Here is a 25150-nt window from a genome sequence, read left to right as displayed (position 1 = left end):
CGTCAGGGGGCCGGTGGCGCGGAGGGAGCCGGTGGCGGGGAGGGAGTTGAGGGCGTGGACAGGGCTGCGGGCGCTGCGGGCGTGTCCCCCGGCCTGCGCAGTGACGCCATGACAAATGTGATCACTGCCCCCGCGAGCGCCCACACGGAGAGCACCTGAAGCGGTTCGGAGACCGCGTTGCCCTCGAAGTACGCGATCGAGCGCGCCGCCCACGTTCCCGCGCCCGGCGGCAGGGCGGGACCGATCGCCTCCCAGAACGGCGGCAGCATCGGCAGCGGGAACGCGCCGCCCGCGCTCGGATTGCCCGCGATCACGACGATCAGGACGGCCAGGCCGATACCCACGATGCCGGTGAGCGCCTGGAGGCCGAGCGTGATCGCGCCGACGGCGAAGACGACGAGGGCGCCGAGGCCCCACAGGGCCATGACGCTGCCGGGCAGGGCGTCGAGGATCGGGCCGACGATGACCGCGCCGCCGATCCCGCCCGCGATCGAGTAGAGCGCCATGGTGCCGAGCCTGATCACCGCACGCTGCCGGTTGGCGGGCCGGGAGCCCGCGCTGATCGCCAGGATCGAGGCGCAGAGGTAGCCGCCGACGCACCACCCGACGACCAGATAGAACGCGGAGAGGCCGTCGAAGTCCTTGGCGGAGGCCGGGGCCACGTCCACGGTCTTCACTTCTCGCTGCTGGGATGCCTCGACCCTGGTGGCGAGCGTGGTCAGGGCGGAGGACAGTACGGTGCCTCCGCCGGAGGCGACCAGCAGGGTGTCGGTCTTCGAAGCGGGGTCGACGATCAGGGCACCGTCGATGTCCCGGTTCATGATCTCCCGCCGGGCCGTGGCCTCGTCCGTGACCGTGCGGGGGTCCAGCGGTTCGCCGGGGAGGCTCCGGAGTTTGTCGACGAGCTGCGCCGCCGACTGCTCGGGCGCGACGACGCCGAAGGGGACGTCCCTCGGTTTCGGATCGTGCAGCGCCCCCACGTAGGACGCGATGAAAAGCAGCTGCAGCACGAGCACGCCGATGACGAGCAGGGCGGCCCGCGGTGTGACGGCGGTCTTCATCTCGTCGACGAAAGTCATGCCCCCACGCTCCGTGGCACCCGGTGTTTGCGCAGGTGGGGCGGGGCCGAATGGCCGAGAACACGGGTATCGAACTAATATTCGAAACTTGGTCTATGGTGGTGACGGGGGAGGCGGGACACTGGAGACAGCTGGGGATCAGGAGGTGCGGATGTCCGTGTTCACACATCTGCACACCGTTTCCGGGTTCTCCGTGCGCTACGGCGCCTCGCACCCGGAGCGGCTGGTCCAGCGCGCCGCCGAACACGACATGGACGCCCTCGCCCTCACTGACCGGGACACCCTCGCGGGCACCGTCCGCTTCGCCAACGCCTGCATGAAGGCGGGCATACGTCCCCTCTTCGGGGTGGAGCTGGCGATCGCGGAGCGCGCCAGAGAAGAGGGGCGTACGCAACGGCAGCGCACGCCGGTGCGCGGCGGAGCCTTCGTCGACGAGTCCGCGCCCCGCGCCACCTTCCTCGCCCGGGACGGCGCCGCCGGCTGGGCGGACCTCTGCCGGCTGATCACCGCCGCCCACGCGAAGGGCGACCGGCACCCCGTACTGAACTGGGACCAGAACCACGGCGAAGGACTCACCGTGCTGCTGGGCCCCGGCTCCGACGTCGGCAGGGCGCTGGCCGCAGGCCGCCCCGACCGGGCCGCCCGGCTGCTCGCCGCCTGGCGGGAGATCTACGGCGACGCCCTGCGCCTCGAAGCCACCCACCACGGCCGTACGGGCACGGGCCCCGGATCGCTGCGTCTGGCCGCCCGCACCCTCGGCCTCGCCGCCGAACAGGGCGTACCTCCCGTACTCACCAACGCCGTCCGTTACGCCGACCGGGGCCTGGGCCCGGTCGCCGACGTGCTCGACGCGGCCCGCAGGCTCGTACCCATCGACCCGCGCAAGCCTCTCGACAGCGGCGAGCGCTTCCTCAAGAGCGCCGACGAGATGGCGCGCAGCGCCGAGCGGATCGCAGAGGCCGCAGGCTTCCGCCGCGACGTCGCCCACCGGCTGCTGGCCGTGACCGAGGAGACCGCCGCCGCCTGCCGTGTCGACCCCGAGGACGACCTCGGGCTCGGCACCGTCCACTTCCCCGAGCCCCACCTCGTCGGCGCCGGCCGGCGCACCGCGCAGCGCGTGCTGGCCTCCCGGGCCGCCGCGGGCATGGTGCTGCGCGGCTACGACCGGGGCCCGCGCGCCCGCGAGTACTGGCAGCGGATGCACCACGAGCTGGACATCATCGCCCACCACGGCTTCGCCACCTACTTCCTGACCGTGGCCGGAGTCGTCGACGACGTGAAGAACATGGGCATCAGGGTCGCCGCGCGCGGCTCCGGCGCCGGCTCCCTCGTCAACCACCTCATCGGCATCGCGCACGCCGATCCCGTCGAGCACCACCTGCTGATGGAGCGCTTCCTGTCCAAGCAGCGGTCCGTGCTGCCCGACATCGACATCGACGTCGAGTCCGCCCGCCGCCTGGAGGTCTACCGCGCGATCATCGGCCGCTTCGGCGCCGAGCGGGTCGCGACCGTCGCCATGCCCGAGACGTACCGGGTGCGCCATGCGATACGGGACGTGGGCGCCGCACTGTCCATGGACCCGGCCGAGGTGGACCGTATCGCCAAGGCATTCCCGCACATCAGGGCCCGCGACGCCCTCGCCGCGATGGAGGAGCTGCCCGAACTGCGCGAGGTGGCCGCCGGGAAGGACCGGCACGGGCGGATGTGGGAGCTCGTCGAGGCGCTGGACGCGCTGCCGCGCGGGGTCGCCATGCACCCGTGCGGGGTGCTGCTCTCCGACGCCACGCTGCTGCACCGCACGCCCGTCGTGCCCACCAGTGGCGAGGGCCTGCCCATGTCCCAGTTCGACAAGGACGACGTGGAGGAGCTCGGGCTGCTCAAGCTCGACGTGCTGGGCGTACGGATGCAGTCGGCGATGGCGCACGCGGTCGCCGAGCTGCGGCGGGCGGCGGACGTGACGCTCGACATCGACGACCCGGCGCAGGTCCCGCAGGGCGACCCGGCGACGTACGAACTGATCCGCTCTGCCGAGACCCTCGGCTGCTTCCAGATCGAGTCGCCGGGCCAGCGCGACCTGGTCGGCAGGCTCCAGCCGTCGACTTTCGGCGACCTGGTCGTCGACATCTCGCTCTTCAGGCCGGGGCCCGTCGCCGCCGACATGGTGCGGCCCTTCATCGAGGCCAGGCACGGCCGCGCGCCCGCCCGTTACCCGCATCCGGATCTGGAGGACGCGCTGCGGGAGACCTACGGCGTTGTCGTCTTCCACGAGCAGATCATCGAGATTCTGCGGATCATGACCGGCTGCGACCGGGGCGAGGCGGACCAGATGCGGCGCGGACTGTCCGATCCCGAGCGGCAGGGGGAGATCCGTGACCGGTTCATGGAGCGGACGAGGGCGCGGGGCTACTCGCCCGAAGTGATCGCGCACACCTGGGAGATCGTCGAGGCGTTCGGCAGTTACGGCTTCTGCAAGGCGCACGCCGTCGCCTTCGCCGTGCCCACGTACCAGTCGGCGTGGCTCAAGGCGCACCACCCGGCGGCCTTCTACGCAGGGCTGCTCACCCACGACCCCGGCATGTACCCGAAGCGGCTGCTGCTCGCGGACGCGCGGCGGCGCGGGGTGCCGGTGCTGCCGCTGGATGTGAACCGGTCGGCGGCCGCTCATCAGATCGAACTGGTGTCTGGCGGAAAGGGGATGAACGGGGTCAAGGAGATGTGGGGACTACGTCTCGGGCTCGCGGACGTCCATGGCATCAGCGAGGCCGAGACCGCGCGGATCGTGGCAGGCCGGCCCTACTCCTCGCTGCTCGACCTCTGGCAGCGTGCCCGCCCGAGCCGGCCCGTAGCCGAACGGCTCGCGCAGGTGGGCGCGCTCGACGCGTTCGGCGCCAACCGCCGCGACCTGCTGCTGCACCTGTCCGAACTCCGTTCGGGACAGCGGGGCCCCGGGACATCCGGCCGTCAAATCGCCCTGGACGAAGGGCAGCGGACCATCCCCGCCGGGCTCCCGGACCTCAGCGACGCCGAGCGCCTCAGTGCCGAACTGGGCGTCCTCGGCATGGACGCGTCCCGCCACCTGATGGGGGACCACTACGCCTTCCTCAAGGAGCTGGGCGCCACCTCCGCCAAGCGGCTGAGAATGGCCGAGCACGGGCAGGCCGTCCTGGTCGCGGGCGCCAAGGCCGCGACCCAGACCCCGCCGGTACGCTCCGGCCGCCGGGTCATCTTCACGACCCTGGACGACGGTACGGGCCTGGTCGACCTCGCCTTCTTCGACGACAGCCACGCGACGTGCGCGTACACCGTCTTCCACTCCTGGCTGCTGCTCGTACGCGGAGTGGTGCAGCGGCGCGGGCCGCAGAGCCTCAGCGTGGTCGGGTCGGCGGCCTGGAATCTGGCGGAGCTCGTGGAGTTGCGGCGTACGGGCGGACTCGACGCGGTCGCGGCGCGGCTGGCGGCTCCCGCCGAGCCCGCGCACGAGGCGCCCGAAGGCGACGGAGGCCGCCGCATCCATCTGCCCACCGGCTACGAAATGAACCCCTGGGCGGACCTCCAGCCCGCGGGTGAAGGCACCCCGACCGGCCGCAAGCTGTGGCACTCGAGCCCGGGGAGCGCAGGATGATCCTTTACGTACGCTTCCACACCGGCGAGGTCGCGCTGCCCGCCCTCATCGGGCTGATCGAGGACATCGCCCCCACCGTCCAGGCTCTCCCGCCCGACGGTGCGCTCGTCGATGTCCGGGGCGCCGAACGGTACTTCGGGCAGGACGCGGCCGGGCTCGCCGCCCTGCTGCGGGTCCGCGCCCTCGCGCACTACGGCGCCGACTGCACGATCGGGGTGGGCGCCAACCCCCTGCTGGCGAGGATCGCCGCGCAGGACGCACCGCCGGGCACGACCCTCGCCGTGCCGGACGAGCCGGACGCCGTCGCGGCGTTTCTCTGCGAGAAGCCGGCCGCGGCGCTGTACGGCGTCGGGCCTGCGACGGCCCGCACCCTGTCCTCGTACGGGCTCGACAGCATCGGCAAGGTCGCCGCCGCGCCACTCGCCACCCTCCAGCGCATCGTCGGCGCCCGGGCAGGGCGCGAGCTTCAGGAGAGGGCGCGGGGCATCGACCGTACGCCGGTTGCACCGAACGCCGTATCCCGGTCGCTCGCCGCCGAACGGCGCTTCGACCGCGACGAGCTGGACCCCGTACGCCACCGGCGCGCGCTGCTCTCGCTCGCGGAGGAAGTGGGAGTCAGGCTGCGCGGCGAGGAACAGGTGTGCCGCTCTCTGACCCTCACCGTGCGCTACGCCGACCGCTCCACGACCACCCGCACCAAAGCCCTGGTGGAGCCGACGGCGCACTCGGCTGCGCTCACTGCGGCGGCGTACGGACTGCACGCTTCGCTGGGTCTGCAGCGGGCCAGGGTGCGCGGCATCGCGCTGCGCGCGGAGGGGCTGACTCCGGCGGAACAGGCCGCGCACCAGCTGACGTTCGACCCGGCGGACGACAGGGCCCGCAGGATCGAGGCCGTGGCGGACCGGGCCAGGGCGAGGTTCGGGCCAGGGGCGGTCATCCCGGGATCGCTGGCGGCCTGAGACCGGAGCGGCCTGAGACCGGAGCGGCCTGAGACCGGGGCCGCCTGAGACCGGGGCCGCCTGAGACCGGACCTGCCGTCCCAACCGGCCGGTGAGCCACCCCTATTGACTCTTCGTCAATTTTTACCGACGCGTCACTTCACTCTTCAGCTACTCGCGCGTAATTTAGCGATTGCACAGCATCTATGTGATCCGGATCACAGGGCGCTTTCCCCAGCGCCCACATCCCCAATTCCCCTTGAGCCGCAAGGAGATCACACGGTGCTGCCCTGGAAACGCGTCCTCAGACCGGCCGCCGCCCTGCTCCTGGCGGTGGCGGCGACCCTCACTCCCGCCGCCACCGCGAGCGCCGTCACCCCCGCAACCACCAGCGGATGGAATGACTACTCCTGCAAGCCGTCCGCCGCCCATCCCCGCCCCGTCGTCCTCGTCCACGGCACCCTCGGAAACTCCGTCGACAACTGGCTCGGCCTGGCTCCGTACCTGGTGAGGCGGGGTTACTGCGTCTTCTCCCTCGACTACGGGCAACTTCCCAACGTGCCGTTCTTCCACGGCCTCGGCCCGATCGACAAGTCAGCAGTACAGCTCGACGCTTTCGTGGACAAGGTGCTGGCCGCGACCGGCGCCCCCGAGGCCGACCTCGTCGGCCACTCCCAGGGCGGCATGATGCCGCGCCACTACCTCAAGTTCCTGGGCGGGGCCACCGAGGTGAACGCCCTGATCGGCATCGCCCCCGACAACCACGGCACCACGCTTCTCGGCCTGACCAAGCTGCTGCCCTACTTCCCGGGCGCCGAGGACCTGTTGACCGCAAACACCCCCGGCCTCGCCGACCAGATCGCGGGATCGGCCTTCCTCACCCGGCTCAACGAGGGCGGCGACACGGTCCCAGGGGTGCGCTACACCGTCATCGCCACCAAGTACGACCAGGTGGTCACCCCGTACCGCACGCAGTACCTGGACGGTCCCGGCGTACGGAACGTACTGCTCCAGGACCTCTGCCCGGTCGACTTCTCCGAGCATGTGGCGATCGGCCTGATCGACCGGATCGCCTTCCACGAGGTGGCCAACGCCCTGGATCCGGCGCGGGCCACCCCGACCACGTGCGCGTCGGTCACCGGCTGAGCACCGGCTGAGCCACTGGCTGAGCACCGGCTGAGTCGTCGGGACTGAGCCCCGGCTGGGTCAGCGGCGGGCGGTGGCCTTGCGGCGGACCGAGCCGAACATCGCCGCGGCGCCGACGGCGAGAGCGGCAGCACCACCGATCGCGATGTACGGGGTGGTGCTGTCGCCGCCGGTCTCGGCCAGGTTCTCGCCGTCGGCGGGAGTGGCAGCGGCGGCGGCGGACGGCTGTGCGGCGCTGTTCGCCGCCGGCGCGTTGCCTGCGGACTCCTCGGCGGTCGGTGTGGCGTCGGCTCCGGTCTTGTGGTCGTCGTCGCCGTGGCCGTTGTGCTCGACGGTGGACTTGCCGGCGCCGTCCGCAACGTCCTGCTCGGTGGGGGCGGAGGCGGTCGGCGCCGGGGCGGTGCCCGGGCCTGCGTTGTCCTTGCCGAAGACCACGTCGGAGCAGGTGTAGAAGGCCTCGGGGCTGTCCGAGCGCTGCCAGATGCTGTAGACGAGGTGACGGCCCGACTTCGCCGGGATCGTCCCGTCGAAGACGTAGTCGCCGTTCTCCATCCTCGGGTCCGTGACCTTGGCGAAGGGCTTCTCCTCCAGGTCGGACCACTTCAGCGGCTTGGCCGGGTCGTAGCCGTCCTTGGTGACGTACAGCTCGAAGGAGCCCTTGTGCGGGGCGGTGCCCTTGTAACGGAAGGTGTGCTTGCCCGCGGCCGACTTGCTGGACGGCCAGTCCACGCGCGGCAGATCCAAGCCCTTGTACTTGTCGTTGCCCGCGCTGCACAGCTTGCCGTCGGGGATCAACTCCTTGTGCTTCCCGGCGGCGTTGGCGATGTTGACTTCGTTCCAGTCGTAGAACGCCTGCGCACCGCTCGCCGCGACCGCCGCCTTGCACGCCGCCGAATCGGGGCTCTCCGGACCCTCCGCGTAACACGCAGACACGCGGGAGACCGGGTCCGTCATCGATCCGTGGGCAGAAGCCGGGCCGGCGGCCAGGGCCGTCAGCGCCAGCGGAGCGATGCTGAGGGCGGCGATTCCGGCTGTCGTGCGCAGGGCAGTCATCGGGACGTTCTCCTTCAGTGGGGACATGCGGGGGGGTCACCGGGGCGGGGATCAAGTCCGGCGGCGCAGCCCCCCGAAATCCAGCGGCACCGTCGGACTGAAACCCCGCCCCGGCGATCAGCACGCTAGCCCCAGGAATCGGCGAAAACCCCTGCTGAGGCCGGGTGATGGCGATCTTTATGGTCCTCTTAAGGGGGCGCTAAGAGGCACCTCAGGATCGCCATCACCCGGCGTGCTCCCGCTGGTCTCAGAAGGCGAAGACCGTTCCTTCGGACAGGACGCCCTGCATTTCGCACGCGTTGCCGAAGGTGGTCGACCAGGTGACCCGCTTGCCCTGCCACACCCCGTCGGCCGTAACCACGACGGGGTCGTACTGGCGCGTGCAGCTCTGCTGTGAGGGCTCTGCCGTCAGCCGGGTGAACTCACCTTCGACGGAGCGCAGTTCCTTGCACGCGGACGCGGGGGAGGGGTGGGTGCCGGAGGGGCGGGGAGCGCAGTTCAGGGTGACGGCCCGGTCGACGGTGGCCGTGGCGGCGTCCATGCCCTTGCCCATGGTGAGTACGAGGGCCGACGGGGCGTACAGGCTCGTCGGCTGGGCGGGCTGGGCGTGTGCGACGCCCATGGTCGCCATTCCGGTCAGAGCGAGGGCGGTTGCCGTCGCGGCTGCGCCGACTCGGCTGCGGGTGGAACGCATGAGTGAATCCCTTTCGTTCGCGGGTGCGATTGCGGTCGGGAGTCTTGCGTAAGCGGACAGTGAGTGCACGTCGATCACCTCTTTCCGGCCTCGCGTGGCCGATCGAGGGGGACCGAATGGTCGTTCGGGCAGTTCGGGGCGGGTGTGGAGGTACCGTGAAGGGGTGTCCAGCATATGGACACACCTCGGTGGTCCAATCGAAAACTACCTTCTGACCTGCGCATATGTTCGCGTGGCCTTTTTTGCGGAATGGCCGCTTCGGCTGGAAAGTGTTGCTCGACGGGCGTGTGATGCGCCGTGCGCTAGCCGATCCACCGGTAGCGGCGCTCCGGCCGCCCCGCCCCGCCGTACCGCAGCGTCACCTCGGCACGGCCCGTATCCGCGAAGAATTCGAGATAGCGGCGGGCGCTGACGCGCGACAGCGATCCGCCCTCCGCGCACTCGGTGGCGGACAGGCCCGCCGGGTGCTCGCGCAAAGTGCGCTCCACCAACTCCGCGGTGTGTGCCGCGAGGCCCTTCGGTAGCTCGCGCGAGCCCGGCGGGCGGGTGCCGAAGAAGTGGTCGACGTCCTCCTGGCGGGCCTCGCCCAGCTCGGCCAGTTGGTCGAAGCGGGTACGCATCGACGCGACGTGCCGCAACTGATCCTGGAGGGCGGCCTGATTGAAGGGCTTGATCAGGTAGTGCAGAGCGCCGGCCCGCATCGCGGCCCGGATGATCTCCGCATCCCGGGCGGCCGTGATGAACAGGACGTCCACCGTGTGCCGGGCGGTCTCGGTGGTCGCCTCCCGCTCCTCCGCCGCGCGCAGCTCGCGCAGCACGCTGATCCCGTCCATGTCGGGGAGATATACGTCGAGCAGGACCAGATCGGGACGAAGCCGCTCCGCCGCGCGCAGCGCCTCGGCGCCGCTGTGCGCCACTCCGACGACCGTAAAACCGTCCATCGCGGACACGCAGCGACTGTGCAGCTTCGCGACCATGAAGTCGTCGTCCACCACCAGCACCTTGGTCACCGCGCCAGGCTAGGTCTCGACCACAACGACCACAACGTCCGTTGATTGCGGAAGAGAGACAGCTTGTTAACGCGCAGGCAACATGTGGGCCACTTCACAAATTTCCGTGAATTCCCAGTTCAAACGGACAGGTGGTGGCCCAGGTGCGCATGCGCACTCCCCTCGCCCTGCTCGGGGCGGCACTGCTCGTACTGGTGGGGCCGCCGCTGCTCACGACAGGCAGCGGCGCCGACACCGGCACGCAGATCCCCGGCCTGCGCTTCATGGTTCCCAATACCCCCGGCGGCGGTTACGACATCACGGCCCGTACGGCGGCCAAGGACGCCGAGGACGCCGGACTCACCCACAACGTCGAGGTCTTCAACCTGCCGGGCGCCGGCGGCACCGTCGGCCTCACCAGGCTCGTCGGCGAACACGGCAACGGAAAACTCGCCATGTCGATGGGCCTCGGCGTCGTCGGCGCCGTACACACCAACAAGTCGCCCAAGACACTTGGCGACACGACGCCGATCGCCCGGCTCACCGAAGAGCAGGACATCGTCGTCGTCGCCAAGGACTCCCCGTACAAGACGCTCGACGATCTGGTCGCGGCCTGGAAGAAGAACCCCGCCAAGCTCCCCGTCGGCGGCGGCTCCTCGCCCGGCGGGCCCGACCACCTCGCTCCGATGCTGATGGCCAAGGCCGCCGGTATCGAGCCAAAATCCGTCAACTACATCCCCTTCGACGGCGGCGGCGAGCTACTCGCCTCCATCCTCGGCAACAAGGTCGCCTTCGGCGTCTCGGGCGTCGGCGAATACCTCGACCAGATCAAGTCGGGCGAGCTGAGGCTGCTCGCCGTCACCGGGCCCGAGCGCGTCGAGGGCCTCGACGCCCCCACCCTGCGCGAGTCGGGACTCGACACGGACTTCACCAACTGGCGCGGCATCGTCGCCCCGCCCGGCCTCACCGACGCCGAACGCGACAAGCTCGTCGCGCTGATCGACAAGCTGCACGAATCGCCCCAGTGGCAGGCGTCGATGAAGAAGAACGGCTGGGACGACGCGTTCCTGACGGGCGACAAATTCGGCGACTTCCTGGGCGAACAGGACAAGCGCGTCGACTCGGTGCTGAAGGAGCTGGGGCTGTGACCACCGAAATCGAGACCCCCGTGCGCGCACCCCGTTCATGGCTGCGCGAGCACTCCGAAATCGGCGTCAGCGCCCTCCTGTTGCTGCTCGGCGCCCTCGTCCTCACCGACGCCCTCACCATGGACGTCGACATCACCCAGCGCGGCCCCGTCGGCCCCAAGACCGTCCCGGTCGTCGTCGGCCTCGCCCTGCTGCTCGTCGCCGTACTCCTCGCCGTCGACGTCCTGCGCGGCGGCCGTGGCGAAGCCGAAGGCGGTGAGGACATCGACCTGAGCGAGCCGAGCGACTGGCGTACGGTGCTGCTCCTCGCCGGCGTCTTCCTCGGCAACGCCGTCCTCATCGGCCCGCTCGGCTTCCCCGTCTCCGGCGCACTGCTCTTCTGGGGCTCGGCATACGCCCTCGGCAGCCGCCACTACGACCGCGACCCGCTCATCGCGGCCGTGCTCTCCCTCGTCACGTACTTCGTCTTCAACAACCTGCTCGGAGTCCCGCTCCCCGGTGGCCCCCTGATGGAGGTGCTCTGAGTCATGGACTCCCTCAACTCCCTTGTCGACGGCTTCGGTACGGCCCTCACCCCGATCAATCTGCTCTGGGCCGCGATAGGCGTACTGCTCGGCACAGCGATCGGTGTACTCCCCGGCATCGGCCCGGCGATGGCCGTCGCCCTGCTCCTCCCGGTCACGTACGGCCTTGAGCCGACCGGCGCGTTCATCATGTTCGCGGGCATCTACTACGGCGCGATGTTCGGCGGCTCCACCACCTCGATCCTGCTCAACACACCGGGTGAGAGCGCGGCCGTCGTGGCGGCCATCGAAGGCAACCCGATGGCGAAGGCGGGCCGCGGCGCGCAAGCCCTGGCAGCCGCCGCCATCGGCCACTTCGCGGGCGGCATGATCGGCACGATCCTGCTGGTGGCCCTCGCCCCGACCGTCGCATCCCTGGCCGTGGACATCGGCGCGCCCGACTACTTCGCCATCATGGTGCTGGCCTTCATCGCCGTGACGTCCGTACTCGGCTCGTCACGCATCCGCGGCGCGGCCTCCCTCCTGATCGGCCTCACCATCGGCCTGGTCGGCCTGGACCAGATGACCGGCCAGCAGCGCCTCACCTTCGGCTCGCTCCAACTCGCCGACGGCATCGATGTGGTGATCGTCGCCGTCGGGCTCTTCGCGATCGGCGAGGCGCTGTGGGTGGCCGCGCACCTGCGGCGTGCGGTGGCCGAGCCCATTCCGGTCGGCCGCCCCTGGCTCGGCAAGGCGGACGTCAAGCGCACCTGGAAGTCCTGGCTGCGCGGTCCCGTCATCGGCTTCCCGTTCGGCGCGATCCCGGCCGGCGGCGCGGAGATCCCGACGTTCCTCTCGTACGTCACGGAGAAGCGGCTCTCCAAGCACAAGGAGGAGTTCGGCAAGGGCGCCATCGAAGGCGTGGCGGGACCGGAATCGGCGGCCTCGGCCTCCGCGGCAGGCACCCTCGTGTCGATGCTGACCCTGGGCCTGCCGACGACGGCCGTCGCCGCCGTCATGCTGGCCGCCTTCCAGCAGTACGGAATCCAGCCGGGCCCGCTCCTCTTCGAGCGCGAACCCGATCTGGTGTGGGGCCTGATCGCCTCGCTCTTCGTCGGCATGGTGCTGCTGCTCCTGCTCAACCTGCCGCTGGCCCCGCTCTGGGCAAAGCTGCTGCGGATCCCGCGCCCGTACCTCTACGCCGGCATCCTCTTCTTCGCCGCGGTCGGCGCGTACGCGGTGGGCGGCGAGGCGCTGGACCTGGTGATCCTGCTGGTCATCGGCCTGATCGGGTTCGGCATGCGGCGGTACGGGCTGCCGGTGCTGCCCGCGGTGATCGGCGTGATCCTCGGCCCGGCCGCCGAACAGCAACTGCGGCGCGCGCTCCAGATCAGCGACGGAAGCGCGACGGGTCTGTTCAACACCCCCTTCTCGGTGACGGTTTACGCGGTGATCGTGATACTGCTGGCCTGGCCCTGGCTGAAGAGGCTGGTGATGCGCCGCCGTCGTAATGTGACGGCATGAGCGACGACATCCTCCCCCTACGCCCTGCGGGCGTGGGGGGAGGCCCACGCCACCGCCGCCGACTGCTGGAGTACGTCGAGGAGTACGCACTCTCGCTCGGGCTGACGGAGGTGCGCCTCTATACGAACGCCAAGATGTGGGAGAACCAGAAGATGTACCCCCGGTTCGGTTACGAGCTCGTGGAGCGGCGGGTGGAGGGCCGGTACGACCGCTTCCACTACCGCAAGCGGCTCTCCGGAGCCTGATTGTCAGTGGCGGATGCCACGATCGGACACATGACTGGGCACACGACTGGACACCCGACGACGATCGACTGGGACGCCACAGCGGACTCCTTCGACCAGGAGCCCGACCACGGACTGCTCGACCCCGCCGTGCGCGACGCATGGGCGGCGAGGATGCGGATGTGGCTGCCGCAGGACAGACCGGCCGAGGTGCTCGACCTCGGATGCGGCACGGGCAGCCTCTCCCTGCTCGCCGCCGAGCAGGGCCACCGGGTGACCGGTGTCGACCGCTCGCCCAGGATGGTGGACCTGGCCAGGATCAAGCTGGCTGATGCGGATGCGGAGGTTCTGGTCGGGGACGCTTTTCAACCACCGGTCGGGGAGCGGAAGTTCGATGTGGTGATGGCCCGTCACGTGCTGTGGCTGCTGCCCGACACGGCCGCCGCTCTGCGCCACTGGTGTTCGCTGCTGAAGCCCGGCGGGCGGCTGTTGCTGATCGAGGGCGTCTGGGGCGACGCAGGCATCCCGGCGGGCGAGGTGACCGAGGCACTCGCCCCGCTCACCTCGTACGTCCAGTACGAACGGCTCTCCGCCGACCCGACCCTGTGGGGCCGCAGCGTCGACGACGAGCGTTACGCGGTGGTGGCCCGGCCGGCGCTGCCCGCACGCCATGCCGAGGTGGTCGACGTGCACCTGATCCTCCGTCGGGGCGACGAGGTGCTGCTCGCCCGCCGGGCCGATACGGGCTATGCGGACGGCCTGCTGAACGGGCCTTCGGGGCACGTCGAGGACGGCGAGGACGTCGTCGCGGCAATGATCCGCGAGGCGGCGGAGGAAATCGGCATCGCCCTGACCGCCGACGACCTGCGCGTGGCTCTGGTCATGCAGCACCGTGGTCCGGGCGGTGACCCCAGGACGGGCTGGTTCTTCGAGGCGGAGTACGGCGCGGGCGGCGAACCGTACAACCGGGAACCGGACAAGTGCTCCGAGCTCGCCTGGCACCCCTTGGGCGACCTCCCCACCGATATGGTCGCCTACTGCCGTGCGGGCCTCGACGCGTATCGGGCCCGTGAGCGCTTTGTCATTCACTGGCACGAGGACGGAGATCGCATCGCCTACGACGCAAAGGGGGAGCCGCGCGGAATCAATCTTCCGGTGACGGGCACATGACGGGCACACCGGCCTGAGAACGCGGACACCGCAGGCCCACCGTCGGCCGAACTCAAGGCGCGCGCAGGGGAGTCGGCGATGGAGCTGATCTATGTGACCGAAGCGCCGGGGTACGCGCTGGCCAAGCAGTCCGTCGGCGTCATCGGCAACGACGGCTTCTCGGCCTTGTACTTCTCCGCCGGCACGGGCGGACAGATACAGCTGTCGGTCGACCGCGGGAAGCTGGACGAGGCGACCTGCGCGAAGCGGTCGGTGGAGTCCTCCGGGTCCGGCGAGCCTGTCGAGTGCGAGCGCGACGGCGACCTCTGGTACCGCGCCGCGGCCGCCACGCACGAGTACGCGCGGGCACACGAGGGGCATGTCGTGCGGATCAGCGCCGATGCGAAGCTCGTGGACCGCGCCACTCTGCGGCGTGCAGCCGAGAAGGCGCACCGGGCCGACAACGAGGAGCTGGGCAAGGTGCTCCCCCCGACCGGTGAGGGTGCCGGCGCGGACGAGATGCCCGAGCGCGGTGACCTGCCCCCGGTGGGGGACGGGGCTCCCAACAATGATGTCGGGGCCGACGGCTGAGCTCAGCAGATGGGCTCAGCAGTTGAGTTCAGCGGCTGAGCAGCTCGGTGAAGCCTTGGCTGCGGGCCCGGAGTTCGAGGGCGTCGAGCGCCCGGCGGGCCTCGGCCGCGGCCTCCGGGTCGCGGTCCGCCAGGCCGCTCTCCTCGAACTCGTCCTCGTCCAGCCGCAGAACGGTGGAGCCGTCGGCCGACATCCACAGGTCGAGGTCCAGATCCTCGACCTCGACCCGGCCTTCGAGGACGACAGCGGGGCGGGTCACGTCGCAGTACCAGCCCTTGAGGGTGCCGTTGCCCGACCTGACTTCCTTCACGGCGTACCACCGGTCCCGCCAGTAGTGCTCCGTGAATACGTCGCCGGGCTCGAACCGTACGAAGCCGAAGTCCCGCACCCCCGGCGCCGCCCACGGCGCGCGCACCACGAGGTGCGTGCCGTCGTCGGAGACCAGGGCCGCCGGGTAGCGGATCTTCGTACGGCCGGCCTTGACGAGGGCGACCTCAACCGAGCTTGCGGACATGACGTACCTCCGTAGCGCAGATTTTGTAGCCGAACCACTTGTTTACCGCCAGCATCGGACCGTTGTCCGCGTCGTTGTTGGTGAACGCCTCCGTGTAGCCGGCGGCGCGGGCGCGGTGCAGGGAGGCGGTCTTGGCGAGCTTGGCGAAGCCCCGGCCCCGGAAGGCGCGCAGGGTGCCGGTCATGCCGGACGCGTACCGGGTGAGCCCGTCCGTGTGGGCGGCGGTGAACGCCGCCACCCGACCGTCCACCATCACGACCGTGGAGAGGCCGCGGTCGAGGAGCGGATGGTTCCAGGTGTGGTTGATCCAGTCCTCGTAGTCCGAGAAGTCCACGCTGATGTCGCCGGGCTCGTCGGAGGTGGTTTCCGCGTCGGCCTCGAACATCGGCCTCGGGTCGTCCAAGAAGTCCGCGGCGGTGCGGAGTTCGACACCGGCGGGCAGCTCCTGGAGCTGGGGAAGCGGTCCGTTCGCCAGGTCCAGGCGCTGGAAGTGGGCGGACCGGGTCGGCCGGTAGCCGCGCTTCTCGGCGAAGGTCCGGGACTCCGGGGTGTCCATCGCCCAGGAGTAGACCGCCGTGGCGCCCTCGGCCGCCAGATGCTCCTCGGCGGCGCGCAGCATCAGCGATCCCGCGCCGCGGCCGCGGCGGTCGGGGTGGACGTGCGGGGTGACGTACGACTGGCCGGGTTCGGTGCTGTCGTACGCGATTCCGGCGTACGCCGTGCCGATGACTTCGCCGTCCTCCTCCGCTGTCAGCAGACGCATCTTCTTGTCCGGGTGCGCGGTTCGCAGCTCGAAGGCGACTTGCTCCGGAGTGGTCACCATGAAGGGCAGTGCGGCGCGGCGTACACGCACCCAGGCATCCGTGTCCGAGGGTGCGAGGTCACGCACGATCATCGTCATGGAGCGGCACGTTACGCGCGCGACACGTTGCGGTGCCTCCCATTTTCCGGCGGTGGGGGACAATCGGGCCGTGACTTTGAAGATCGCCATTGACGTGGACGCCGGTGTCGCTCCGTACGAGCAACTGCGCGCCCAGATCTCGGAACAGGCCCGCGCCGGTGCGCTGCCGGTGGGCTACAAGCTCCCGACCGTACGCGGCCTCGCGGAGGACCTCGGTCTTGCCGCGAACACCGTTGCCAAGGCGTACCGCGCGCTGGAGGGTGACGGGGTGATCGAGACGCGGGGACGCAACGGTACGTTCATCGCCGCGGTGGGGGACGCGGCGGACCGGGAGGCGGCGGCCGCGGCGCGGGTGTACGCGGAGCGGGCGCAGCGGCTGGGGCTGAGCCGGGCGGAGGCGCTGGCTGCGGTGCAGGATGCGGTGCGGGCGGTGTATGCGGGGTAGGGGGTGTCCGGTCGATCTCCGTGGGAGAAGGAGCGGGGCTTGGTGCGTGCAGCTGCAAGGCGGAGGAGGGAGGCGACGCGATGGGGGTCCCCCCTGTTCGAGCGCAGTCGAGAACTTGGGGGAGTCAGCGACTGACGACAACGCCGCAGATGTGCGTGCCAAGCCCCGCGACGCCGCGGAGATCGACCGGACACCCCCTAGGGGGGCGGTGCAGTGCCGGTTACAGGTACAGGCCTGCGTCCGAGCCGTCGTTCTGGGGCGGGACCGATGCCGGGCCAGTGCCGCGGCGCAGCGCATAGAGCTCCGCCAGCGTCGTGCCCTCTCGGCCGATGGCTTCCTCCCGGCCGTGGGCCTCCCTGCCCAGCCAGCGCACCGACTCCTCGCGGGTCAGCGAGCCGACCTCGATACGGGCCATGCAGCGCCCCGGCCGGACCACGGCGGGGTGCAGGCGCTCCAGGTCTTCGTTGGTGGTGACTCCCACCAGGACATTGCGGCCCTGACCCAGCAGCCCGTCCGTGAGGTTCAGGAGGCGCGAAAGGGCCTGGCCCGCCGTGTGCTTGGCCTCGCCCCTGATCAGCTCGTCGCAGTCCTCCAGCAGGAGCAGCCGCCAGCGGCCCTTCGCCGATCCATCGTCCTCGCCGATCGCGATGTCCATCAGGTAGCCGACGTCGTTGAAGAGCCGCTCCGGATCGAGCACGCAGTCGACCTGGCACCAGTCCCGCCACGAGCGGGCCAGCGTGCGCAGCGCGGACGTCTTGCCCGTGCCGGGCGGACCGTGCAACAGCAGCAGCCGGCCCGCGATGTCGTCCGGTGTGACCTTCATCAGGCGGTCCATCGCGTCGGCCACCGGCGCCGTGTAGTTGGACCGCACCTCCTCCCACGTGCCGGCCGCGATCTGCCGGGTGGTGCGGTGCGGGCCGCGGCGCGGGGAGACGTACCAGAAGCCCATGGTGACGTTCTCCGGCTGCGGTTCGGGCTCGTCCTGGGCGCCGTCCGTTGCCTGCTTCAGGACCTTTTCGGCCAGGTCGGAGGTGACCGCGGTGACCGTCACGTCCGCGCCGCGGTTCCAGCGGGACACCAGCAGCGTCCAGCCCTCGCCCTCGGCCAGCGTCGCGCTGCGGTCGTCGTCGCGCGCGGCGCGCAGCACCTTCGCCGACGGCGGCAACAGCGTCGCGCCCGACTTGACGCGGTCGATCGAGGAGGAGTGCGAGTACGGCTGCTCGCCCGTCGCGAAACGGCCGAGGAACAGCGCGTCGACGACATCCGACGGCGAGTCGCTGTCGTCGACGTTCAGCCGGATCGGCAGAGCGGCTTCAGGGTTCGCAGACATGCCGCCCATGATCCGGCACGGGGACGCCGTATGCACCCAGGTTTCAACTTTCACCGGCACGCCGGCCCCCGGTGGCGTTACGTACCTGTTCCTGCGATACCTGCCGGAATGCCAACCCCCGCCGATACCCTGACGGGTGATGGGACGTCATGGATGGACCTCGGGGGCAAAGCGGTGGCGGCTCACCGCGCTGATCGGCGTGGGTGTGGCCGTAATCGCCCTCGTACTGACGATGTGCGCCACTCTTCCCACCGACGACACCGGCCGGGGCAGCGACGGCGGCACCACAGCCGAAGGCGACAAGGTGCACGGCACACCCGCACCGGTGCCCGCGAAAGCCGAGCCCGAACTGGGCTGGGGCTTCACGCATACGCAGTACAGCGCGGACGAGGGCACACCGGCGGCCCTGCGCAGAGCACAGAGCACACTGTCCGCGCAGTCGGTGCCGCAGATCCAGCACATCATGGGGTGGGGCGCGGAGAACCCGGAGCCCTCGCCCGGCCGGTACCGGTTCGACGAACTGGACAGCCGCATCGACCTGATCCGCCGTACGGGCGGCACCCCCGTCATCACCCTGTGCTGCGCGCCCGACTGGATGAAGGGCGGCAAGGCCGGCTCGGACAACACCGACTGGAGCAAGAAGGCCCTGGAGACCGCGCCGAGCCCCGAGCACTACAAGGACTTCGCGAAGCTCGCCGCCACCGTCGCCAAGCGCTATCCGGACGTACGCCACTTCATCGTCTGGAACGAGTTCAAGGGCTTCTTCGACGACGGCCGCAAGCGCTGGAACTACGAGGGCTACACCCAGCTCTACAACCTCGTGTACGCCGAGCTGAAGAAGGTCAACAAGGCGAACCTGGTCGGCGGCCCCTACCTCGTCATGGACAGTTACGAGCCGCGCGACACGACCTATGCCTCCGCTCTCAAGGGCCCCTGGGGCAGCGTCGACCAGCGGGTCCTCGACGCCTACAGCTACTGGGACGAGAACAAGAAGGGCGCGGACTTCGTCGTCGTCGACGGCGCGAGCTACACCCGCGACGACGAGCTGCTGCCCGACGAGTTCAAGGCGACGGACAAGCTCACCGCGGTGAGCAGGTGGATCCGCGACCGGTCCGGCGGGCTGCCGCTCTGGTGGGCCGAGTACTACGTCGAGCCGGGCGACGACGATGACGACCGCGACGGCTGGAGCGAGCCGCACCGCACCGCCGTACACGCCTCGGGAATGATCGCGATGGTCCGCGGCGGGGCGAGCACCGGCTTCTACTGGAACCCGCAGAACAGGGGCGCCACGTGCGCGGGCTGCCTGTGGCGCTCCACCGAACTCGACGACGGCGGCGGTCAGTTGCCGATGATGAAGCTGCTGGCGCGGTTCGCGAAGGAGTTCCCGCCGGGCACCCGGTACGACGCGCGCGTCCGGGTCGCCCCCGACGACGTACCGAATGTGCGCGTCCTCGCCGACGACAGGACCGTCCTCGTCGTGAACATCCTCGACCGCCCCATCAAGGCGAAGATCGACGGCAAGTCCTTCGACATGAAGAGCTATGAGGTGCGGTGGCTGGCGCGTTCCTGAGCGCCGTACGACACCACCTCACGACATCGTCAGGAACCGCTGCACCAGTGAAGCCAGCAGCACCGCCAGCAGCGGCAGCGAGAACCAGAACGTGCTCTGCAGCCACTGCAGCTGCCGCACACCCGGCGCCACCGCCACCCGTACGACCTCGCGCGCCGCGAGCAGCACGATCAGCGCCAGCGCGGCCAGCGCGCCCACCACCGACCACGGCGTCCAGGTGATCTTCGGTCCGACCGGTCCCGGATCCGGCTTCTCGACCGCGCCGTCCGGCTGCTCGCGCAGCGCGTACAACGACACGTCCTCGTTCGACAGGACCTTCTTGAGCTCCGGCCGTTTGTCGAGATTCGCGGTCAGCCGCTTCTCCCAGGTGGCCGAATAGCCCGCGTCGAGCCGCAGATAGACCGACTGACTCCGGTTGATCATGAGGTACGAGTTCGGGCCCGCGTCCTTGAGCGACTTCACCAGGCCCGCCACCAGCACCGGGTCGACCGGAGCGAGCGTCGGTACGTAGTTGACCTTCTCCATGTCCCTGGCGCCCCAGGGGATTGCGGGCGTCACATTGTCCAGGGTGTCGTTGCTCATCCACAGCAGCCGCACCGACGGGTCGTCGTGCGCGTACACGAACTCCATCGCCGCGACCTCGCCGCCCCTGACCCGCTCGAAGGGCTCGTTGCCCCAGCGTGCGACGAGGAAGCCGCCGATGAGGAGCAGGCCCGTCATCAGCGCGGCCAGCGGCGCCAGGCTCTTGCGGTCCGCGTCCCGCTCGGCGGCGGTCGCCCCGGTGCGCGGGAAGAGCGCGAGCCCGGCCAGCAGCGCGGCGCCCGGCAGCGCGAACATGAAGACGCGCAGCGCCATTTCCCCGCCGTACGACTGCATGCCGAAGCCCAGGAACGGCACAAAGGCCAGCACCAGCAGGGACCGCTCGCTGTAACCGGCGAAGCGGCGCCGCCACCAGCCCCAGCACGCGAAGGCCATCACACCGCCGGCCATCGCGACACGGACGTACAGCACCAGCTTGTGCGTCGAGCTGCCGCCCTCGATACGGCCGGAGACGGACGACGTCACATTGCCGCCCACCCCGCCGACCCCGCCGAAGAGCTCGTCGAAGTGCCCCGACCAGTACGGCTCGGCGAAGAAGCCGATCCACACCGCGACCAGTACGGCGAACAGCATCGGCAGCCCGCGCAGCGTGGAGCGGCCCGCCATCACCAGGACGGCCAGGACCCCGAGCATCACGAACGGCGTGAGCTGGTGCGCGGGTACGGTCGCGGCGAAGAGCCCGACCAGGACGAGCAGCAGCACCGCCTTCTCGCGCCGCCCGGCGGGCGTGACCTCGGCCTCGCCGGGACGCCGCTTGGTCCACAGCACCCGTGGCTCACGGAACCACACCAGCAGCACCGCGACGAAGGCGAGATACATCCCGTACGTGAAGCCCTGCGGCGAGAAGTAGTCCTGGCCGACCCAGCCGCTCAGTACGAAGATCCAGACACCCGCCCACTTCGCCCGCCAGCTCGCCCGCACGGACCGCATCAGGAGGAACAGCGGCGGGAGGTAGAGGAGCTGCATGGCGAGTGGCCACCAGCGGATCACCGACGACATGTCGGAGACACCGCACGCCTCGGCGACAAAGGTGGCCGCCGCGAAGAAGCCCGGCCAGCTCCAGCGCGCGTCGAGGTCCGGCACCGCCGAGCCGGTCCTGTCGATGTAGTCCATGAAGCCGAGGTGCTGCCAGGCCGTCGGGAACCGCGGCTCCGTCTCCAGTACGGCGGGCAGCGCGTGCAGCGACACCACCGTGGCCAGCAGCGCCAGCGTCAGCAGTACGGTCCGTGGCCGGTCCAGCCACAGCAGCGAAGCGAAGGACAGCGCGAGGAGGCCGGCGCCGAGCAGAGTCGCCGCCGGAAGTACGGAGATCAGCCCGAGGCCGCCCATGCGGTCCAGGTCGGCCTCGCCGATGCCCCGCACCGGCAGCCAGTAGAGCACCAGCGCGGCCAGAAGCAGCAGCCCGACGCCCAGTTCGGGGACGCGGAGGTGCAGGGCGCGGAACGGTGAGCGGCGCGGCGCGGGCGTGGGCGCCGCCTCGGGGGCCACAGGCGTCTCGGGCTCCTCGCCCACCGAACGCGCCTCGCCTGCCGAATGCGCCTCGTCACTCGGATGCGCCTCGCCGGTCTCGCTCGCGTCGGCCGACACCGCGGCCTCGGGTACGGAGGAGCCGGACCGGGGCGAAGAGATCGCCCGCGGCAGCGGCGACCTGAGCGCCCAGGTCGGCCGGTGGTCGGCCGCGTCGCTTCCGCCGGTCTCCGTTACGGGCGTACCCGCGGCCGGAGTCCCGGGCCCCGGCCGCACATCGGGCCTGCGCTCCGGGTGGTCGAAGTCCAGCCGCGCCCCCAGCGGCATGGTGGGCGGGTCGAGCGCGGAGCGCAGCGCCCAGCGCGTCCCGTACTCGCCCCCGGCCGGCCCCTTCTCCGTACGGCCACGGTCGCCACGGTCCGCGTCGCCGAGGTCGCCGTCGACCGCCAGGTCGGCCAGGTCACCGTCCGGAGCCGCCGCGTCCACGCCCCTCGTATCCCTCGCAGCACCCCTCGCACCGGCCGGCGGCGCGGACTTGACCACCCGGTACAGCTTGACGCCCGCCACCGCCGCGACGACGGCAAGGCTGGAGATCTCCGCGACGCCCGCGCCCGTAAGGCCCATGCGCGGCAGCAGCAACAGCGTCAGGCCCAGCACCAGCACGCACAGTCCACCCTGGAGATAGGCGAGTCCGGACGTACGGCTCTGGGCGCGCAGCACCGCGAAGTACACCTCGATGACGACGCGCAGCAGCGCGCCGACCGCGAACCAGCGCAGCAGCGGCGTCGCCGCGTTCGCGTATCCCTCGCCGAACACGCCCAGGATGTAGGGGGCGCCGAAGAACAGGACGGCCGCCACCGGCAGCATGATCCGCGCCATGCGGCGCAGGGCGGCCCGGCAGTTCTGCGCCAGGGTGCTCGGATCGTGCGCGCCCTCGACCGTGAGGGAGGCACCCATGTTGATGGCGAGCAGATTGACCGTGCCGCCGATGGTCGTGGTGATGTAGAAGTACGCGTTGTCCTCGGAGCTGACCTGCGCGGCGACGATCACAGGCACGGCGTAGACCACGGCCAGCGAGAACAGCGAACCGGTGTAGTCGCCCGCCAGGAAGCGGCCCATCTGCCGCAGTGTCGGCGGCTGAGCGCGCTCCTCGGTGGCTTTCACATGGCGCGGCACCAGCCGCCGGAAGACCAGCCAGCCCAGCGGGATGACGGACATGGCGATCGCGGCGACCCACGAGACGAAGACGCCCGCGGTCGGGATCGACGTGGCGATCGCAACGAGCAGCACCAGCTTGACCGCGGAGAAGACGGTATTGCCCACCGGCACCCACAGCGCGCTGCGCAGACCGGTCAGCACCCCGTCCTGGAGGGTCAGCAATGCCCAGGCGATGACGGCGAGCACGAAGCCGAGGCCGTTCAGCGGGCCGTGCAGAAAGCGGTACGAAGGACCCCACAGGTCCAGCGTGGCCAGGAAGATCACGGCGGCCACGGCGACCACCACGGAGCTGCCCGCGTACGTCCTGAGCACCAGCCGCCCCGTGCTGCGCCCCGCCACCGGGATGAAGCGCGCCAGCGCACCGGTGAGCGTCAGCGCGGTCAGTCCGGCGAGGAGCTTCATCGCGGCGATGGCCGCGGAACCCTGGCCGACCGCGGCCTCCGAGTAGTACCGGGCTGCGGCCAGCCAGAAGCTCAGGCCGAGCAGCGCACTGATACCCGTATTGAGCATCAGGGCGTAGGCATTGCGGAAGAGCGGACTCCCACCGCCCCTTCCGGGCAGCCGTAAGCGGCGCCCGGACGACTGCCCCGCCGTCGCCGGGCTTTCGGCGCTCTCGGCCTGGGCGGTGGTCGTGTCAGACACGGATTCTGCTTACCTTCCGGCCGGCCGCTCGGGCTCTGCGGACCATGGCGTACCCCTTGGTGAGGGCCCGGTCCCCGGCGAAGTTGCGGGCGATCGACCGGCCCTCCACCAGCCGCTGGAACTCCTCGATACCGGTGCTGCGCTGTACGGTCACCCGCTCCAGGGCGTACGGTCCCTGCCGCCGTCGGGCGAGCGCGTTCCCCACGGCGAGGGACTGCGCGAACCCGGTCTCGCGCACGGTCCGGCGCACGCGCCGGCTGGAGTAGCCGTACGGGTAGGCGAAGGAGACGGGCCTGTCGCCCAGCTCCTCCGTGATGATCTCCCGGCAGCGCCTTGCCTCGAACAGCAGCTCGTCGTCCGGGAGTTGGTCCATCTGTGGATGAGTGTGGCTGTGGCCGCCGATCTCGGTTCCCGCGGCGGCGAGTTCGCGCACCTGGTCCCAGTCGAGCATGGTGTCGAGGGCGCCCCCGGTGTCGTACGGGCCGCGCAGCCAGCCCGTCGACACGAACAGGGTGGACGCGAAACCGTGCTTGGCGAGCGCCGGCAGGGCGTGCCGGTGCACGCCCTCGTAACCGTCGTCGAAGGTGATCAGTACCGGCCGCGGTGGCAGCACCCCGCCACCGCGCCAGGCCGCGCCCAGCTGCGCGGTGGTGAGCGGCGTGAACCCGCGCTCGTCCAGCAGTTCCAGCTGCTCGGCGAACGCCTCGGGAGACACCGAGAGGCGGTACGCGGCCTTCGCCGGGCGGTGCCCCACCGCGTGGTACATCAGGATCGGCACCGGTGTGCTCATCGCATCTCACCTCGCGCATGCGGTTCTTGGAGGGCCGGGCGGGGCACCGAAAAGCCGCCGCCCCGACGCGCGCGGACGGTGCCGAGTACGTACCCGCCCGCCGCGACCGCCACCCCGGCCACAATGGCCCCCGCGCGGCCCGCCCCGCCCGGTCGGCCGAGCACGGCGTCACGCAGCCCGCGGGCCACACCCGCCGGCAGCACCCGCGTCGTATACCGGCGCTCGGAGGCAAGCCCCTTGCCCGCACCGACACTTCGCGCCACGAGTGCCTTCGACAACCCCTCGGCGTAGGCCCGCGTACGGAAGTACCCGAAGCGCTCCCGGGCGGCCGGGACCTTGTGGTGGATGACCGCACGGTCGTCGATCAGCAGCACCGCGTCGGGCAGGGCCGTGGTGAGCCGGATGCACAGCTCCGTCTCCTCGCAGCCCAGCGGCCGCTTGTCGCCGTCCCTGCCGATGCCCGTGGCGAAGCCCCCCGCCGCGTCGAAGGCCGATTTACGGAAGGAGGCATTGCCGCCGAGGACATTGCGGACCCGCACCCGGCCGGGTGGCAGGCCCTTGTACGTACAGCCGACGACCCAGTCGAACTCCTCGGGGAACCAGTCCGGTCTGCGGCCGGATGCCCAGGCGGGCATGGTTCTTCCCCCGACGGCCATCACCCGGGGATCCTCGTAGCCCTCCGCGAAGTGCCGCAGCCAGTCGCGCTCGGCCACGGCGTCGTCGTCGAGGAAGGCGACGATGTCGCCGCGGGCTGCGGCGATGCCGGTGTTGCGACCCGAGGAGAGGCCGCGGGGGCCCGCATTGGCGAGCACCCGCACCTCCTCGCCTGCGTCTTTGTACTCCTTGCCGAGCCGTTCGAGCAGCGCCGGATTGTGGTCGACGACCAGCAGCGTCTCGGCGGCGGGCCGTGACTGGTGACGCACCGAGTCGACCGCCGCGAGGATGTCCTCCCAGCGATCCTCGGTGTAGACGCAGATCACCACCGAGATGTCCGGCTCGTTCAGGTCCGGCTG

At 70.6% G+C, this 25150-nt stretch carries 20 protein-coding genes and 1 pseudogene; 11 read left to right on the top strand and 10 right to left on the bottom strand.

Annotated features, from left to right (window positions below; all coding sequences use genetic code 11):
• Positions 1–2: 2 nt before the first annotated feature.
• Complete coding sequence (locus tag PXH83_RS03645; protein ID WP_274556561.1) at positions 3–1079, bottom strand: DUF3533 domain-containing protein; 1077 nt, start codon at positions 1077–1079, stop codon at positions 3–5.
• Positions 1080–1230: 151 nt separating this feature from the next.
• Between PXH83_RS03645 and PXH83_RS03640 the strand changes: the two genes are divergently transcribed.
• The 3 genes from PXH83_RS03640 (at position 1231) to PXH83_RS03630 (ending at position 6785) form a co-directional block, all read left to right on the top strand.
• Positions 1231–4701 (top strand): DNA polymerase III subunit alpha, encoded by a 3471-nt coding sequence (locus PXH83_RS03640; protein ID WP_274556559.1) that lies wholly within the window; start codon positions 1231–1233, stop codon positions 4699–4701.
• Positions 4698–5660, top strand: a complete 963-nt coding sequence (locus PXH83_RS03635) for a DNA polymerase Y family protein (protein WP_274556557.1) — start codon at positions 4698–4700, stop codon at positions 5658–5660. The genes PXH83_RS03640 and PXH83_RS03635 overlap by 4 nt, the downstream gene beginning before the upstream one ends.
• A 261-nt stretch (positions 5661–5921) precedes the next feature.
• Positions 5922–6785 carry an esterase/lipase family protein gene (locus PXH83_RS03630; protein ID WP_274556554.1) on the top strand — a complete coding sequence of 288 codons (864 nt, stop codon included), beginning with the start codon at positions 5922–5924 and terminating at the stop codon, positions 6783–6785.
• Positions 6786–6845: 60 nt separating this feature from the next.
• Here PXH83_RS03630 and PXH83_RS03625 read toward each other — a convergent pair whose 3' ends face one another.
• The 3 genes from PXH83_RS03625 to PXH83_RS03615 form a co-directional block, all read right to left on the bottom strand.
• A complete protein-coding gene (locus tag PXH83_RS03625) occupies positions 6846–7838 on the bottom strand; it encodes a lytic polysaccharide monooxygenase auxiliary activity family 9 protein (protein ID WP_274556552.1) in 993 nt (330 codons plus the stop codon).
• Between the two features lie 247 nt (positions 7839–8085).
• Complete coding sequence (locus PXH83_RS03620) at positions 8086–8532, bottom strand: subtilase-type protease inhibitor (RefSeq protein ID WP_420803110.1); 447 nt, start codon at positions 8530–8532, stop codon at positions 8086–8088.
• A 302-nt stretch (positions 8533–8834) separates the two neighbouring features.
• Entirely contained in the window at positions 8835–9542 is a 708-nt protein-coding gene (locus tag PXH83_RS03615) for a response regulator (protein ID WP_274556549.1), read from the bottom strand.
• Positions 9543–9685: 143 nt separating this feature from the next.
• On the opposite strand from PXH83_RS03615, the gene PXH83_RS03610 reads away from it, so the two are divergent.
• The 6 genes and pseudogenes from PXH83_RS03610 to PXH83_RS03585 all read left to right on the top strand — a co-directional run bounded on the left by PXH83_RS03610 (position 9686) and on the right by PXH83_RS03585 (position 14660).
• Positions 9686–10669, top strand: coding sequence for a Bug family tripartite tricarboxylate transporter substrate binding protein (locus tag PXH83_RS03610; protein WP_274556547.1), 984 nt, complete (start codon positions 9686–9688; stop codon positions 10667–10669).
• A complete protein-coding gene (locus tag PXH83_RS03605; RefSeq protein ID WP_274556545.1) occupies positions 10666–11193 on the top strand; it encodes a tripartite tricarboxylate transporter TctB family protein in 528 nt (175 codons plus the stop codon). Before PXH83_RS03610 ends, PXH83_RS03605 begins: the two co-directional genes overlap by 4 nt.
• Before the next feature lie 3 nt (positions 11194–11196).
• Positions 11197–12696 (top strand): tripartite tricarboxylate transporter permease, encoded by a 1500-nt coding sequence (locus PXH83_RS03600; protein ID WP_274556543.1) that lies wholly within the window; start codon positions 11197–11199, stop codon positions 12694–12696.
• 53 nt (positions 12697–12749) lie between these two features.
• Positions 12750–12941, top strand: a pseudogene (locus tag PXH83_RS03595) (N-acetyltransferase); the annotation flags it as partial.
• 30 nt (positions 12942–12971) lie between these two features.
• Complete coding sequence (locus PXH83_RS03590; protein ID WP_274556541.1) at positions 12972–14090, top strand: methyltransferase domain-containing protein; 1119 nt, start codon at positions 12972–12974, stop codon at positions 14088–14090.
• Positions 14091–14168: 78 nt separating this feature from the next.
• A complete protein-coding gene (locus PXH83_RS03585; protein WP_274556540.1) occupies positions 14169–14660 on the top strand; it encodes a hypothetical protein in 492 nt (163 codons plus the stop codon).
• 28 nt (positions 14661–14688) lie between these two features.
• Here the strand turns inward: PXH83_RS03585 and PXH83_RS03580 are convergent, their stop codons facing one another.
• The gene (locus tag PXH83_RS03580) at positions 14689–15174 is read right to left on the bottom strand and encodes a ribonuclease FAU-1 family protein (protein WP_274556539.1); all 486 of its coding nucleotides are present in this window, start codon (positions 15172–15174) and stop codon (positions 14689–14691) included.
• A complete protein-coding gene (locus PXH83_RS03575) occupies positions 15155–16075 on the bottom strand; it encodes a GNAT family N-acetyltransferase (RefSeq protein WP_274556538.1) in 921 nt (306 codons plus the stop codon). Before PXH83_RS03575 ends, PXH83_RS03580 begins: the two co-directional genes overlap by 20 nt.
• Before the next feature lie 70 nt (positions 16076–16145).
• On the opposite strand from PXH83_RS03575, the gene PXH83_RS03570 reads away from it, so the two are divergent.
• Positions 16146–16520 (top strand): GntR family transcriptional regulator, encoded by a 375-nt coding sequence (locus PXH83_RS03570; RefSeq protein ID WP_214922391.1) that lies wholly within the window; start codon positions 16146–16148, stop codon positions 16518–16520.
• 220 nt (positions 16521–16740) lie between these two features.
• On the opposite strand, the gene PXH83_RS03565 is transcribed toward PXH83_RS03570, so the two are convergent.
• Entirely contained in the window at positions 16741–17850 is a 1110-nt protein-coding gene (locus tag PXH83_RS03565; RefSeq protein WP_274556537.1) for a DUF5925 domain-containing protein, read from the bottom strand.
• Between the two features lie 139 nt (positions 17851–17989).
• Between PXH83_RS03565 and PXH83_RS03560 the strand changes: the two genes are divergently transcribed.
• Positions 17990–19420, top strand: a complete 1431-nt coding sequence (locus tag PXH83_RS03560; protein WP_274556536.1) for a glycoside hydrolase family protein — start codon at positions 17990–17992, stop codon at positions 19418–19420.
• Between the two features lie 18 nt (positions 19421–19438).
• Here PXH83_RS03560 and PXH83_RS03555 read toward each other — a convergent pair whose 3' ends face one another.
• The 3 genes from PXH83_RS03555 to PXH83_RS03545 are packed head-to-tail and all read right to left on the bottom strand — an operon-like array spanning position 19439 to position 25141.
• A complete protein-coding gene (locus tag PXH83_RS03555; protein WP_274556535.1) occupies positions 19439–23347 on the bottom strand; it encodes a lipopolysaccharide biosynthesis protein in 3909 nt (1302 codons plus the stop codon).
• Complete coding sequence (locus PXH83_RS03550) at positions 23340–24137, bottom strand: polysaccharide deacetylase family protein (protein ID WP_274556534.1); 798 nt, start codon at positions 24135–24137, stop codon at positions 23340–23342. Before PXH83_RS03550 ends, PXH83_RS03555 begins: the two co-directional genes overlap by 8 nt.
• Positions 24134–25141, bottom strand: a complete 1008-nt coding sequence (locus PXH83_RS03545; RefSeq protein ID WP_274562651.1) for a glycosyltransferase family 2 protein — start codon at positions 25139–25141, stop codon at positions 24134–24136. Before PXH83_RS03545 ends, PXH83_RS03550 begins: the two co-directional genes overlap by 4 nt.
• Positions 25142–25150 lie beyond the last annotated feature (9 nt).

This window comes from Streptomyces spiramyceticus (genome assembly GCF_028807635.1).
Classification (GTDB): Bacteria; Actinomycetota; Actinomycetes; order Streptomycetales; family Streptomycetaceae; genus Streptomyces; species Streptomyces spiramyceticus.
Note: the sequence above shows the minus strand (reverse complement) of the source record. Positions and strands in the feature narration are given on the sequence as shown.

Bases quoted from the DNA above. Each gene is read 5' to 3' on its own strand.
- PXH83_RS03580 (WP_274556539.1), bottom strand. From the start codon at position 15,174: ATGTCCGCAAGCTCGGTTGAGGTCGCCCTCGTCAAGGCCGGCCGTACG.
- PXH83_RS03590 (WP_274556541.1), top strand. From the start codon at position 12,972: ATGACTGGGCACACGACTGGACACCCGACGACGATCGACTGGGACGCC.
- PXH83_RS03585 (WP_274556540.1), top strand. From the start codon at position 14,169: ATGGAGCTGATCTATGTGACCGAAGCGCCGGGGTACGCGCTGGCCAAG.
- PXH83_RS03550 (WP_274556534.1), bottom strand. From the start codon at position 24,137: ATGAGCACACCGGTGCCGATCCTGATGTACCACGCGGTGGGGCACCGC.
- PXH83_RS03565 (WP_274556537.1), bottom strand. From the start codon at position 17,850: ATGTCTGCGAACCCTGAAGCCGCTCTGCCGATCCGGCTGAACGTCGAC.
- PXH83_RS03600 (WP_274556543.1), top strand. From the start codon at position 11,197: ATGGACTCCCTCAACTCCCTTGTCGACGGCTTCGGTACGGCCCTCACC.
- PXH83_RS03635 (WP_274556557.1), top strand. From the start codon at position 4,698: ATGATCCTTTACGTACGCTTCCACACCGGCGAGGTCGCGCTGCCCGCC.
- PXH83_RS03640 (WP_274556559.1), top strand. From the start codon at position 1,231: ATGTCCGTGTTCACACATCTGCACACCGTTTCCGGGTTCTCCGTGCGC.
- PXH83_RS03625 (WP_274556552.1), bottom strand. From the start codon at position 7,838: ATGACTGCCCTGCGCACGACAGCCGGAATCGCCGCCCTCAGCATCGCT.
- PXH83_RS03560 (WP_274556536.1), top strand. From the start codon at position 17,990: ATGGGACGTCATGGATGGACCTCGGGGGCAAAGCGGTGGCGGCTCACC.
- PXH83_RS03620 (WP_420803110.1), bottom strand. From the start codon at position 8,532: ATGCGTTCCACCCGCAGCCGAGTCGGCGCAGCCGCGACGGCAACCGCC.
- PXH83_RS03645 (WP_274556561.1), bottom strand. From the start codon at position 1,079: ATGACTTTCGTCGACGAGATGAAGACCGCCGTCACACCGCGGGCCGCC.
- PXH83_RS03575 (WP_274556538.1), bottom strand. From the start codon at position 16,075: ATGACGATGATCGTGCGTGACCTCGCACCCTCGGACACGGATGCCTGG.